General features: G+C 75.9%; 9 protein-coding genes. All 9 read right to left on the reverse strand.

What is annotated here, in order from left to right; translation table 11 throughout:
• Positions 1 to 15 precede the first annotated feature (15 nt).
• On the reverse strand, positions 16 to 861 hold the full coding sequence (locus FB458_RS21010) for a carbohydrate ABC transporter permease (RefSeq protein ID WP_141850204.1): 846 nt from the start codon (positions 859 to 861) through the stop codon (positions 16 to 18).
• Positions 861 to 1823, reverse strand: coding sequence for a carbohydrate ABC transporter permease (locus FB458_RS21015; protein ID WP_141850205.1), 963 nt, complete (start codon positions 1821 to 1823; stop codon positions 861 to 863). The genes FB458_RS21010 and FB458_RS21015 overlap by 1 nt, the downstream gene beginning before the upstream one ends.
• Positions 1816 to 3132, reverse strand: a complete 1317-nt coding sequence (locus FB458_RS21020; protein ID WP_141850206.1) for an ABC transporter substrate-binding protein — start codon at positions 3130 to 3132, stop codon at positions 1816 to 1818. Before FB458_RS21020 ends, FB458_RS21015 begins: the two co-directional genes overlap by 8 nt.
• 140 nt (positions 3133 to 3272) lie before the next feature.
• On the reverse strand, positions 3273 to 3722 hold the full coding sequence (locus FB458_RS21025) for a hypothetical protein (protein WP_246061438.1): 450 nt from the start codon (positions 3720 to 3722) through the stop codon (positions 3273 to 3275).
• Positions 3715 to 4077, reverse strand: coding sequence for a hypothetical protein (locus FB458_RS21030; protein ID WP_141850207.1), 363 nt, complete (start codon positions 4075 to 4077; stop codon positions 3715 to 3717). Before FB458_RS21030 ends, FB458_RS21025 begins: the two co-directional genes overlap by 8 nt.
• Positions 4078 to 4162: 85 nt before the next feature.
• Entirely contained in the window at positions 4163 to 5983 is a 1821-nt protein-coding gene (gene recD / locus FB458_RS21035; protein WP_141850208.1) for an exodeoxyribonuclease V subunit alpha, read from the reverse strand.
• Positions 5980 to 9510, reverse strand: a complete 3531-nt coding sequence (locus FB458_RS21040; protein WP_211356119.1) for a UvrD-helicase domain-containing protein — start codon at positions 9508 to 9510, stop codon at positions 5980 to 5982. The genes recD and FB458_RS21040 overlap by 4 nt, the downstream gene beginning before the upstream one ends.
• Positions 9507 to 12932: an exodeoxyribonuclease V subunit gamma gene (gene recC / locus FB458_RS21045; RefSeq protein WP_342778081.1), complete on the reverse strand. Its 3426-nt coding sequence runs from the start codon at positions 12930 to 12932 to the stop codon at positions 9507 to 9509. Before recC ends, FB458_RS21040 begins: the two co-directional genes overlap by 4 nt.
• Entirely contained in the window at positions 12845 to 13567 is a 723-nt protein-coding gene (locus tag FB458_RS21050) for a VOC family protein (RefSeq protein WP_342778074.1), read from the reverse strand. The genes recC and FB458_RS21050 overlap by 88 nt, the downstream gene beginning before the upstream one ends.

Here is a 13567-nt window from a genome sequence, read left to right on the forward strand (position 1 = left end):
CCTGTGGTGCCGACGCTACTCGTTGATGCCGGTGCGCTCCACGCCCTCGACGATCCAGCGCTGCAGCACGACGAACATGACGACGAGCGGCAGGATCGCGACAGCGGCGGCGACGAAGAGCTCGTGCAGGTTGCTCGTCTGCTGGGTGAGGAAGGTCGACACGGCGATCTGCACCGTCCACGAGCTCTGGTCCTGGCCGATGACCAGCGGCCACAGGAAGGCGTTCCAGCTGCCGATGAAGGTGATCGTGGCGATGGCGGACACGAAGCCCCACGAGTTCGGCGCGACGATCCGCCAGAACGTCCCCCACCAGCCGAGCCCGTCGATCCGGGCCGCCTCCTCGATCTCCTTGGGGAAGCCGAGGAAGTACTGCCGGAAGAGGAACGTCGCGAAGGCCTGGAACAGCCCGGGGATGATGAGGCCGCGCAGGGTCGAGATCCACCCCAGCGTCGAGACGAGGACGAAGCTCGGCACGAAGGTCACCGACGCGGGGATGAGCAGCGTCGCGACCACCGTCCACAGCACCTTGTCGGCGTGCCGGTACGGGATCCTGGCCAGGCCGTAGCCGGCCATCCCCGACAGCAGGAGGACGAGGGCGGTCTGGGTGACGGCGATGACGGCGGAGTTGGCCAGCGACCGGGCGATGGGCACGGCCGGGTCGGTGAAGAGCTCGCGGACGTTGCCCCACTGCGGGACCGGGGGCAGCCAGCTCCAGTCCGGCGCGGTGATGTCGGCCTCGCGCATGAGGCCGTTGCGCACGAGCAGGTAGAACGGGACGAGGAAGAGCACCGCGCCGAGCCCGAGGGCGACGTACCGCAGGGCGCTGCCGGCCTTCTGCGGGGTGCTGCGCGCGATGGCCATCAGTCCCGCCCCCCGAGCCGCAGGACGCGGCCCTGCAGCACCGCGACGAGCCCGATGATGAGGGTGAGGATGACCGCGCCGGCGCTGCCGTGCCCGAAGTCCTGTCCCTGCCCGAGAGCGACGTAGTAGAGGTAGACCAGCGGCGGGCGCCCGTACGGCGGGTACTGGCCGCTCGTCGCGAGCAGGTTGTAGAACTCGTCGAAGGCCTGGAACGCGTTGACCAACAGCAGGAGCAGGACGGCCGCCGACGTCGCGCGCAGCTGCGGGACGGTGATGTAGCGGGTCACCTGGAAGCCCTGCGCGCCGTCGACCGCCGCGGCCTCGTACAGCGTCGGGGAGATCCGCTGCAGCCCGGCGAGGAAGAGGATCATGTAGAAGCCGACCTGCAGCCACAGCCGCACGGTGACGATGACCAGCCAGTACCAGGGCGGCTGGACGACGGAGAGCCAGGCCACCGGCTCGATCCCGAGCCAGCCGAGGATCGTGTTGGCCAGGCCGAAGCGGACGCCGGAGAAGATCGACATCTTCCAGATCAGCGCGGCGACGACGTACGAGCAGGCGGTCGGCAGGAAGAAGACCGAGCGGAAGAAGGTCTGCAGGAAGCGCGCCCGGTGCACGAGCAGGGCGAGCCCCAGCGAGGCGACGAAGGTCGTCGGGACGATGAAGACGGCGAAGGCGAGGAACGTCGTCAGGCTCGAGCGGAACGCCGGGTCGGACAGCATGTCGCCGTAGTTGCGCAGCCCCACGAACGTCGTCGGGGTGACGGTGTTGTACGAGTCGAAGAACGACAGGTACAGGCTCCACGCGATGGGCACGTAGACGAAGACGAGCAGCCCCAGGGCGAACGGGCCGACGAACACCCAGAACCACAGGTTGCGGTCCTGGTCGCCGCGCAGCCGCCGCCCCAGGCTCGGCCGCGGCCGTACGGCGACGCCGGCGCCGGCGGCAGCGGCCTCAGCCACCGACGCGCTTGAGCTCGGCGTCGGCCACCGTCTTCATCGTCGCGATCTCCGCCGTGGGGTCGGCGCCGCTGCGCACGATCCGGTTGAGCCCGTCGGAGAACGCGGTCTGGCACTTCGGGGTCCACAGCAGCGGGGTCTGGGCGTGGCCGTTCTCGTTGACGAGGGTCACCGCGTCGGCGGCCGGGCCGGACGAGAGCTTGGACGCCTTCTGCGCCACCGACTTCCGGGCCGGGATGTGGAAGCCGTAGGACTGCGCGAAGTCCAGCTGCTTGTCGGTCTGGTCGACCCAGAGCCACTTGACGAACGCCTTGCTCGCCTCGACGTCCTTGGCCTTGGCGCTGACGCACGAGCCGTAGGCGCCGACCGGGACCGAGCCCTTGTCGCCGCTCGCGAGACCCGGCCACGCCATGACGCCGTAGTCGCCGGGGAAGGCCTTCTCGATCGCCGGCAGGGTCCACAGGCCGGTCCACTGCATCGCGACCAGGCCCTGGGTGAAGGCCGACGGGTCCGACCAGTCGGCCGGGGCGCCGAGCAGCAGCGAGCCGCTGGTGAAGAGGGTGCGCAGCTTGGCGAAGCCCTCGGCCGCCTTCGGGTCGTCGAAGCCGAACGCGGTCTGGTCGCTGTTGAGGTAGTCCAGCCCGGCCGACCACAGCATGGGCCCGCCGAGCACGCCGACGCCTCCGTCGTTACCGGCGAAGAGGCCCTTGACCTTGTCGGTGGTCAGCTTCTTCGCCGCGGCCAGCAGCTCGTCGACCGTCGTCGGCGGCTGCACCCCGGCCTTCTCGAGCAGGCTCTTGCGGTAGACCATGAGCTGCATGTCGGTGACCTGCGGGACGGCGTACAGCTTGCCCTGGTAGGTCATCCGCTCGATGAGCGACGGCGTGAAGTCGGACTGCGCGTCGCCGAGGATCCCGGTGAGGTCGACGACCTGCTTGCCCTGGATCATGTCGATGCTCGGGCCGTTGCCGTTCTCGAAGACGTCGGGGCCGGTCGCGGTGAGCAGCGCCGAGGCGACCGTGTTGTCGTAGCCGGAGGGGAACCACTTCACGGTGACCGACCCGTCGGGGTAGGCCTTCGCGTAGCCCTCGACCGCCTGCTGGGTCCCGGACTCGCCGTACGCGTGGTACCACTGCGCGATCGCCGGCTTGCCGTTCGAGCCGGTCGCCCCGCTGCCGGAGTCACCCCGGCCCGTGTTGCCGCCGCAGGCGGCGAGCGCTCCCGCGCCGAGCGCGCCGGCGAGGCCGAGGAAGCCGCGACGGCCGATCGTCGTCGAGGTGGGGCGGGGGGTGGGGCGGCTGGACGACGTCATCGACGTCTCCCTTCTGCGTCGGGCAGGGCGCGGTGTGGGTGGGAAACCTGCGCCGGGCCGATCGGCCCGGTGACGGATCCACGCTAGCCCGCGCGCCACCGGGAGGCGGGAGGGCGCGCGGCCGGCGCCCGCTCACCGGGTCAGGGGCGACCGGTGCGGCGCAGCCACCACAGCCCGACGACGGGCAGGACGAGCGGGAGGTAGCCGTAGCCCGAGCCGAAGTGCGACCACACCGTCTTGTCCGGGAAGTCGGCCGGCTGGAGGTAGGACAGCAGCCCGACCACGAGGACGCCGACGAGCTCGACGGTGATCGAGGCCCGGGCGACCCGCAGGGAGAGCCGGTCGCCGCGGAAGAGGGCGACGGTGGCCACGAGGTAGACGACCGCGGCGAGCGCGGAGAGCAGGTACGCCACCGGTGCCCGGTCGAACTCCGCGATGATCTGGTACGTCGCCCGGCCGGTCGCCGCGAGCGCGAAGAGCGCGTAGAGCGCGACGAGGACGACGCCGAAGCCGCGGCGTCCGGAGCCGTGGTCGGTCGGCTCGCGGTCGTCGGGGACGGGGGTCGGCGCGGCGGCGGGCTGCTCAGGCATGGGCGGTCCACATCTGGGTGAGACGGGCGAGGAAGACGCCGACGACGACGGCGGACGCGAGGACGACGCCCATCGACCAGCGGGTCTTCTCCTTGAGGGCGAGGAAGACGACGAAGGGCGGGACGAGCGGGAGGGTGCCGAGGTAGGCGTAGAAGACCGGCGCCTCGAAGTCGCGGTCGGTGCGCAGGCCCAGGACGATCCCGACGACGAGCTGGGCGAGCAGCAGCAGCTCGAGCACGCCGACGGAGAGCAGCAGCCGGTCGTCGACGACGGTGTCCCGGACCAGGTGGACCGCCGCGACGACGCCGTACAGCACGGTCGCGACGAGCACGACGACGGTCAGCCAGGAGAGCACGCTCCGAGCCTAACGAGCGGTGACGGTGGACCCGGCGGTGGACCCGGCGGCGCTTCCGGGGCCCGTCGGGGCCGCCGGGCCACCGTCAGGCGGTGGCCGGGTCGGTGAGCCGGCGGGCCAGCCCGGACGCGCGCCGCGCCGGCCGCTCGACGGCGGCGCGGACCGCGTCGGCCGTGCCGACCACGGTGACCGACTCCTGGGCGCGGGTGACGGCCGTGTAGAGCAGCTCGCGGGTGAGCAGCGGCGAGTCCGGTGGCGGGAGCACGACGGTCACCCGGCGGAACTGGCTGCCCTGGCTGCGGTGCACCGTCATCGCGTGCGCGGTCTCGACGTCGGCGAGCCGGCTGACGGGGAGCGCCCGGCCGTCGGGCGACCCGTCGGCGAGCCGGGCGACGAGCCCGCCCCCGGGCTGCCGGACGACCACGCCGGTGTCGCCGTTGAACAGCCCCAGCCCGTAGTCGTTGGCGGTGACGAGCAGGGGTCGGCCGGCGTACCACTCCCCGCCCCAGGCGCCGCCCGCCGTCGCGGTCTCCTCGCGCAGCCGTCGCTCGATCCGCCGGTTCCAGTGGGCGACGCCGTACTCCCCCGCCCGGTGCGCCAGCAGCAGCCGGTGCTGCTCGAGCGCGGCCAGCGCGGCGCCGGGCTCGGCCCCCCGGGCGGCGTCGAGCAGCCGGCGGGCGACGGCCACGAGGTCGTCGTCGGCGCTCCCGGGGGTAACCAGCCGCACCGCCCCCCGGCCGTCGTGCAGGGCGGCCAGCGCGGCGTCGGCGTCGCCGGTGCGGACGGCCTCCGCGAGCGCGCCGATGGTGTCGTCGTAGCGGTGGGTGCGGGTGAGGCGGGCGACCGCCCCCGTGCCGCCGACGCGGGTGTCGCCGGCTCCCTCGAGACCGTCGACGAGGTCGTGCAGGACCGCCCCGGCGTCGACCGACGCCAGCTGGTCGGCGTCACCGACGAGGACGAGCCGGGTCTGCGGCCGCAGCGCCTCGAGCAGCCGGGCCATGAGGGTGAGCGAGACCATCGACGTCTCGTCGACGACGACGACGTCGTGGGGCAGCGGGTCGTGCCGGTCGTGCCGGAACCGCGTCTGCGACCCGGGTCGCCACCCCAGCAGCCGGTGCAGCGTGGTCGCCCGCAGGTCCGAGAGCTGCTCGCGGTGGGCGGCCGGCACGTCGGAGCGGGCCACCGCTGCCTGCACCGCCTCGGTCATCCGGGCGGCGGCCTTGCCCGTGGGCGCGGCGAGGGCCACCCGCAGCGGGCCGGGGGCGACGTCGAGCAGGGTCCCGAGCAGCCGGGCCACGGTCGTCGTCTTGCCGGTGCCCGGTCCGCCGGTGACGACGGTCGTCCACGACGTCGCGGCGCGGGCGGCCGCGGCCCGCTGCTCGGTGAAGTCGGGCGCCCCGTCCGCCCCGCCCCCGGCGGAGGGGAACCAGTCCTCGAGGGCGGCCTCCAGCCGAGCGGTCTCGACGACGGGTGGGGCCTGGTCGCCGCGGGCACGCAGGTCCTGCTCGACCTGCTGCTCCTCGCGCAGGTAGCGGTCGAGGTAGACCAGGCCGTGGTCGACGTGCACCGCCCCGGCCGCGGCGAGCCGGCTCGCGGCGACGGCCCGCGTCCACGCCGCCCCGTCGCGGACCGCGGACGCAGCGACGCCCAGGTCGACGCCGTCCAGGTCCACCCCGGCGAGGTCGAGGCACACCGACCCCTGCCGCACGGCCCGCACGACGAGCGCGGTCGCGAGCAGCACCGCGGGCTCGTCCTCCCCCGTGAGGCGTCCCAGTCGCTGGGCGACGTGGACATCGGCCGCCTCGAGCGCCCCGCTCTCGTTGGCCGCGCGCAGCACTCCCTCGGCGCGCCGGGCGACCCGGCGGTCGAGCGGGTCACGCCGCTCCGTCCCGGGTCGGCCGGTCATCGGGCCACCCCCGGCGCCGGGCGGCCGTCGAGCAGGTCGGAGAGCTCCTCGACGAGCGCGACGGGGGGCCGCCACGAGAAGACGCCGCACGGGTCGTCGCCGACGAGCGGGGTGTCCGGCCCGCACATGCCGCGCACGTAGAGGTAGAGCACGCCGCCCAGGTGCTCGTGGGGGTCGTAGCCGGGCAGCCGCCAGCGCAGGAAGCGGTGCAGGACGACGGCGTACAGCAGCGCCTGCAGCGGGTAGCTGGAGTGGCCCATCGCCGCCGCGAGCCGCGCGGGCGCGTAGTCGGCGGCGGTGAGGGCCGGCTCCTCGGCGCCCACCTCGTCGAGGTCGCCCAGCCAGTTGGTCTTGTAGTCGGCGACGAGGTACCGTCCGCCGACGCGCAGCACGAGGTCGAGCGAGCCGGTGAGGTACCCGCGCAGGTCGAGCTCGTAGGCGGGGTCGTCGACGACGTCGGCGTACGGCGCCAGCGGGTCGCCGGGGGGCAGGTGGCGGCGCAGGAGGCCGGCGAGGTCGCGCAGCGTGACCCGCTGCGCGCGGACCGCGGCGCGGCGGTCGTCGCCGCCGGAGAGCGGCAGCTCGAAGTCGAGCTCGCGCAGCCGGTCGGTGAGCGGCAGCCGCCGCAGCGTCGTCGGGGCGAGCGGACCCAACGGCGTGTCGGCGACCGCGACGAGGGCGTCGACGAGCACCGACGGGTCGAGGTCGACGGGCCAGCGCACCAGCTGCTCGCGCACGTGGTGCGCGAGCTCGGCCCGCCAGTCACCGCCCCGGTCGGGCGCGTCGGGGTCGGCGTGCTCGAGGACGGCGTGGACGAGCGAGCCGAACGTCGCCCCCACCGGCAGCGCGGCCATGGGCGAGGGGACTCCGGCCGCTGCGGCGAGCGCCGGGTCGGGCGGACCCGCCGGGGTGAGCACCTCGGGCTCGTCGTCGCGCAACGGGGTCTCCGGCTCGCTCGTCGGCGCGAGCGCGTCGCTCCCGTCCGGCCCGACCTCCGGCGCCGCGGTGCCCGGCACCGTCGTGCGGCGGGCCCACGCGGCGCCGAGCAGCTCGGCGGCCCCGGCCGCCTGCTCGGCGGCCGAGCTGAGCCCGGTGTACGACGTGCGGGTCCACCCGTGGTCGACGTCGCGGGAGAAGGACCGCACGGCCAGGGCGGCGGACGTCGCCCTCCGGGGCGGGGCCGCGGGCGGGGCCGTCTCGCAGCGCTCGACGACCGGGCCGCCGAGACCCTCCCACTCGCGGGCCCGGGCGATGGCGGTGCGGTCGTCGGGGAGCGGCGCCTGGTCGGGGACGTGGGCCTCCCCCGGTCCGCGGCCGAAGAGGAGGCGGTGCAGCGGCGAGGGGCCGGTGTTGCGGGCGCTGGGGAACCACCAGGCGACGACCTGCGACTGGGCGCGGGTGAGGGCGACGTACAGCACCCGCAGCTCCTCGGCCAGCTCCTCCCGGCGCATGCGGGCGAGGACGTCGGGTGAGGGGTCGCCGCCGACGTCGAGGCAGCGGCGGCCGGCGTCGTCGTGGTAGCGCAGGGTGCGCGGCGTCGGCGGCATCCAGGAGTCGCTCTGACCCGGCAGGTAGACGACCGGGAACTGCAGCCCCTTGCTGACGTGGACGGTCATGACCTGGACGGCCGAGGCGTCGGAGTCGAGGCGGCGCGCCCGCTCCGCGGCGACGGCGACGTGCTCGTCGGACATCTGCTCGCGCAGCCAGGAGACGAGCGCCGGCAGGCCCAGGGCCTCGCGGCGGGCCACGGTGTGCAGCGCCTCGCCGGCGTGCCGCAGGTCGGTCATCAGCCGCTCGCCCCCGGGGCGGGACAGCACCCGGGCCGCCATGGCCCCGTCGGCGGACGCGGCCTCGAGGACGGCGGCCACGCCGCGGGCGCGCAGCAGCAGCGCCCAGTCGCGCACCTGCTCGGCCACCCGGTCGGTGAGCGCCTCCCCCTCCGCGTCGAGTCGCTCGACGTCGGCCCCGACGAACGGGGTGAGCGCGGCGGCGCGCACCCGGTCCGAGCGGTGCGGCTGCTCCATGGCCTGGAGCAGGGCGAGCCAGTCGCCGGCCGCGGCCGCGGGCCGACCGGCCGAGTCCGGGCGGAACACCGAGCCGGCGCCGGTGTAGACGCAGCGCACCCCGGCGGCCTCGAGGGACTCCTGCACGAGCCGGCACTGGGTGGCGGTGCGGCAGAGGACCGCGACGTCGCTCGCGACCAGCTCGCGGCCGTCGAACCGCGGCCGGGCGGCCAGCAGCGCGGCGACGTCGGCGGCGAGGTCGTCGGCGACCCGCGCCCGCAGGTCGGCGACCGAGGCGGTGCGGCCGGGGTCGACGCCCATCGAGTAGCGGTCGAGGACCCGCAGCCGGAACGGCGCCGGGTGCGGCGCCCCGACCAGACGGGCGTGCTCGTGCTCGGCCTCGACGTCGCGCACGACGATGCCGGCGTCGCCGAGGGCCGCGCCGCGCAGGACCGTCTGCACCGCGGCGAGCAGCGGGGCGTCGCTGCGCTGGTTGGTGCCGAGCGTCGCGTGGGTGCCGGCGGTCGCGGCGGCCTCGAGGTAGGTGACGACGTCGCCGCCGCGGAACGCGTAGATCGCCTGCTTGGGGTCGCCGATGAGGACCACGGTCGCCTCGCCGGAGAAGGCGCGGTCGAGCACCTGCCACTGGACCGGGTCGGTGTCCTGGAACTCGTCGACGAGGACCACGTGCCAGCGCTCGCGCATCCGCTGCCGGGCGGGCGCGTCCGGCTCGACGAGCGCGTCGGCGAGCTGGCTCAGCAGGTCGTCGTAGCCGAGGACGCCGAGGCGGCGCTTGCGTCGGTCGAGCTCGTCGCGGACGCGGCGCGCGAAGGCCACGCGAGCGCCTGCCGGCGTGCCCGGGTCGGCGTCGGCCGGCTCGAGCCGGGCCTGGGGGTCGCTCACGACGTCACGGGCGAGCGCGAGCGCCTCGGCGCGGCCGAGCGGCACGAGGGGTCGGTGCTCGGCGGGGCCGCTGTGGGCGGCGAGGACGAGGTCGTCGACCACCTCGACGAGCAGGTCGTCGAGGTCCTCGACGAGGCGGGCGTGCGCGTCGGTGTCCCCCGCGACGCCCAGACCGTCGAGGACCTGGTGGCAGAACTGGTGGGTGGTGGCGATCGTCGCCGAGTCGACGTCGGCGAGCGCCGTGCGCAGCCGCAGGAGGCGCTGCTCCTGCTCCTGCGCGTCGTCGACGAGCAGCACCGGCAGCAGCGGGGCCACCGCGCGCGGCACGGCCGTCGCGTCGAGGTCACCGCGCTGGTGGACGGCGACGACGCGGGCCGCCTCGACGAGCCGCTCGCGCACCCGCTCGCGCAGCTCATGGCTCGCCGCCCGGCCGAAGGTGACGACGAGCATCTGCCCGAGGGTGCAGCGACCCTCGACGACGTAGCGGGTGACGAGCGAGGCGATGGTCCAGGTCTTGCCCGTGCCGGCGCTCGCCTCGAGCAGCGTCGTGCCGCCCTGCGGCAGCGGGTCGGTGATGTCGAAGGCGCGCGGGGACGGCGTCGCCGTCGGGTGGACGCTCACAGCGGCACCGCCTTCTCCTGCTGCAGCAGGGGCGCCCACAGCCGGACCGCCAGCCGGCCCAGCCGGCAGGGCTCGTCGTTCCACGTCTCGGCGCCCCCCGGGTCGTCGGTGCCCGCGCGGCCCGCGTCCCCGGCTCCGAGGTTCTTCAGCTCGGCGAAGGGGCGCTTGGCCCCGAAGGCCAGCACGTGGGCGGCCTCGTCCTGCTCGCCCGGGACGGGGGCGTCGGCCTGGGTCTCCCACTCCCGGCGGGCCAACAGCTCGGCCGGACGGCGCAGGACCGCCGCCTCGGCCCACGCCGCGGCGGTCTTGACGGGCAGCGGCAGCGGCTCGCGCAGGGCGCGGTCGTGCAGGTCGACCAGCTCGGCGAGCACGCCGAGCGGGTCGTCGGGGACGTCGAGGCGGCGCGCGGTGGGCTGCTGCTCCCGGCCGCCGCGCCAGCCGACGGTGGCGGCGATCCAGGGCCGCCCGGAGTGCATGGCCGCGACCGCGAGCAGGTCGACCCAGGAGGCGAGCCGGTGCTTGGCCGCCAGGGAGGAGTAGTGGATCCGCACGAGCCGGTCGCCGCGGACGCCGGTCACGACCCCCGTGAGGCGGCGCCCGACGGGGAGCTCGAGGTCCACGTCGATGCTGCGGGCCGGCGCCGTGCGCAGCCCGTCGGTGCGCTGCACGAGGAGCCCGGCCCGCCGGGTCACCGTCGTCAGCAGGGCGTCGGAGAGGTCGCCGGGCGGCAGGACCCCGCGGTGGCACTCGGCGTCGACGACGTCCTGCGGGGCGACGCCGTCGAGCAGCGAGGACAGCATGCGGTCGCCGATCGCCCACTGCTGCAACGAGTCCAGCTCGAGCGGGACCGCGTCCGAGGGCGCCGGCTCGTCACGCGGGACGGCGACGTCGAGGCGGCGGCGCAGGAACGCGCGGGCCGGTGCGATGAGCGCGTCGTGCAGCGCGGCGAGCGAGACCTCGGTCGGCGGACGGGCCGGGAGCGGGCGGGTGAGCAGCGGCGCGGGCCGTCGACGGGTCGAGCGCTCGGCGTCGGGCGCGCCGACGAGCCGAGCCTCGAGCGCGGCCCCGGCCTGCGCCCCGGCCAGCGCCGCCCGGTCGAAGGTGAACGGCCGGTCGTCACCGGGGAACAGGACGCCGGGCGTGACGGTGCGGGCGTCGTACGGCTGCAACGGGTGACGCACGACCACCTGCGCGCGCACCGACGAACCGTCGGGGCGCGTGGCCGTCCCGTCGACGGCGTCGAGCAGCTCGCCCAGCGGGACGGCCGGCGGGCGGTCCTGCCCGCTCACCTCGTTGGCGCCGGTGTAGGTGACGACGAGCGTCTCGGTCGCGGCGAGCACGGCGTCGAGCAGGAGCTGACGGTCCTCGCTGCGCGCGTCCCGCTCCCCCGTCAGGGGGTGGCGGCCGAGGACGTCGTCGCCGTCGACGGTCGAGGTGCGGGGGAAGAGGCCGTCGTCGAGCCCCACGAGGGCGACGACCCGGTGCGGCACCGACCGCATCGGGACCATGGTGCAGACGGTGAGCGCGCCGGTGCGGAAGCTGGCCCGGGTGGGACGGCCGGCCGTGCGGTCCTCGAGCAGGGCACGCAGGTCGGGCAGCGTCAGCCGCGGCCCCCGGGCGCCGTCGACGCCACCCGTCCCGGCGTCGAGGACCTGGACGAGCTCGCGCTCGAGCTGGGCCACCTGCCAGGCGTCCTGGGGAGAGGTCGAGCCGAGGGCGTGGACCGCGTCGCGCAGGACCGCCACCCACCCCGCGAGGTCGTCGGCGGACCGCAGCCCGACGACGGCGGCCTCGACCCGGTCGACGAGCTCGGCGACCCGCCCGGCGAGGTCGACCTGAGCGCTGGCGACGTCGTCGAGCGGCAGGACCCCGCCGAGGAGGGTGCCGGACTCGGCGACGGCGACTCCGGCGAGGAGCCGGTCGAGCCCGGCGCTCCACGTGTTGTCCGCGACCGCGGCGAGCCCGAACGCGTCGCGCAGCGGCGCCGACAGACCCCACCGGACGCCGGCCTCCTCCGCCCAGGTGGCGATGGTGTCGAGGTCGTCGTCGCCGAGCGCGAACCGGTGCCGCACGGGGTCGCTCGCGGCCAGCGCGAGCACCTCGCTCAGCGTCGCGCGACCGGAGGCGAGCGCGAGCAGGTCGGCGGCGAGGGCGAGGAACGGGTTGGTGGCGGCCAGTCCCCGGTCGGCGAGCCGCAACCGCAGCCGGTGCGCGGGGTGTCCGCCCTCGCCGGGGCCGACGACCCCGCCGAGGCCGAAGGCGGCGTGGAAGAGGGGCGCGTAGACGTCGATGTCGGGGCAGAGGACGACGATGTCGCGCGGCTCGAGCGTCGGGTCGTCCTCGAGCAGGCCGACGAGCACGTCGCGCAGCACCTCGACCTGGCGCGCGGATCCGTGGGCGGCGTGGACCTGCACCGACCGGTCGGAGGCGGCGACGACGCGGGCGGCGCGCTCGGCGCCGGTCGGCTCGTGGTCGTGGCGCAGGTCGTGCTGCAGCAGACCGAGCAGGGTGGCGGGCGCCGGGGTGGGCGGCAGGACGTCCGGGACGACCTCGTCGCGCCCGCCGAGCGCGCCCAGCCCGCCGAGGGTGCGCCGCAGCTCGCGGGTGTCGCGCCCGAGCGAGGACAGCAGCGGGTGTCCGACCGCCCGCGCCGACGCGTCGGCGTCGCGGCGCACGACGCCCTCGGCGGCCAGCGGCGCGAGGGACTCCCACAGGACCGTGGAGGGGGTGGGCAGCCACAGGTGCACCTCGCGGACGGCGGCGACCGCCCGGACCAGCTCGACCTCGGTGACCGGGAGACGGGTGTGGCCGAAGAGCGACAGACGCGTCGGCAGCGCGAGCGGGCGGCCGGCGGCGATCGCCTCGAGGGTGCGGGCGTGCCGCACGTGGGGGGCGGGCGCGTCGACCCGCGCGGTGACGGCCCGCCACAGCGGCGCCTGCCACCCCAGATCGGGCTCCAACGGCTCCCCGGTGCCGTCCTCGTCACGGCCCTCGCCCCAGGCGCGCAGGAGCGCCGGTCGCTGGACCGCGTAGGCGGCGAACAGGCCGGCGAGCCGCCGGGCCACCGACCAGCGACGCCCGCGCCGTAGCTCGCGCTCGGCCCCGGTGCGGTCCTCGCCGAGGTGGTGGGCGAGGGTGGCGCCCCAGGGCTCGCCCAGCGCCGCGTCGACCGCGTCCAGCACCGGCCAGACCAGCCGCTCCGGCACCCAGGGGTCGGACCGCTCGGTGCCGGTGAGCGTGGCGACGAGCGAGCGCGGGCTGACCAGGTCGACCCCCGCGCAGACCCCGTCACCACCGCCGGGCCCGGCCCCCAGCCGGTGCGAGAGCCGTTGGGTCAGCCAGCGCTCCACTCCCTTGGCGGGGACGACGACGAGCTCGGAGGCGAAGGGGTCCGGCTGGGTGCGCCCCAGCAGGCCGGCCAGGCCGTCGGCGAGCCGGTCGGTCCGGTCGGCGACGTGCAGGTGCAGCACCGCTCCCCCTCCCGCTCGCGCCGGTCCCCACGACCCGCTGTGGCGGACAACCTACCGACGGGCACCGACAGCACCCCACGCCCCTGCGCGTCCCTCGGTCCCGCCTCAGTCCAGGCAGAGCTCGTTGCCCTCGGGTCGAGCAGGACGAGGTGGCCCGCACCGAACCCGACCGGCTCGTGCCGCGCCACCCGCCGGGCGCCGAGCCCCACGAGCCGGTCGGCCTCGGCCTCGAGGGCGGCCATCCGCTCCTCGCCGGTGAGGCCCGGGGCGGCCCGGACGTCGAGGTGCACGCGGTTCTTCGCGGTCTTCGCCTCGGGCACGCGCTGGAAGAACAACCGCGGCCCGCTCCCGGTCGGGTCGACCAGGGCGAAGGCGGAGTCGTGCTCGGCCTCGGGGACGCCGTTCTCGCGCAGGAACGCGACCCAGGCGTCGGCGGTGGCCTCGACCGCGTCCGGGTCCGGCGCGGCGCCGGAGCCGGGGACGGGGTCGGCCGCGTAGCCGAGGGCCGCGGCCCAGAACAGCCCGAGCGCCCGCGGGGAGCCGGCGTCGAAGGTCACCTGCACGGTCCGCACGTCCGGCGTCGTCAT

The sequence above is a fragment of the Lapillicoccus jejuensis genome, from assembly GCF_006715055.1.
Lineage (GTDB): Bacteria > Actinomycetota > Actinomycetes > Actinomycetales > Dermatophilaceae > Lapillicoccus > Lapillicoccus jejuensis.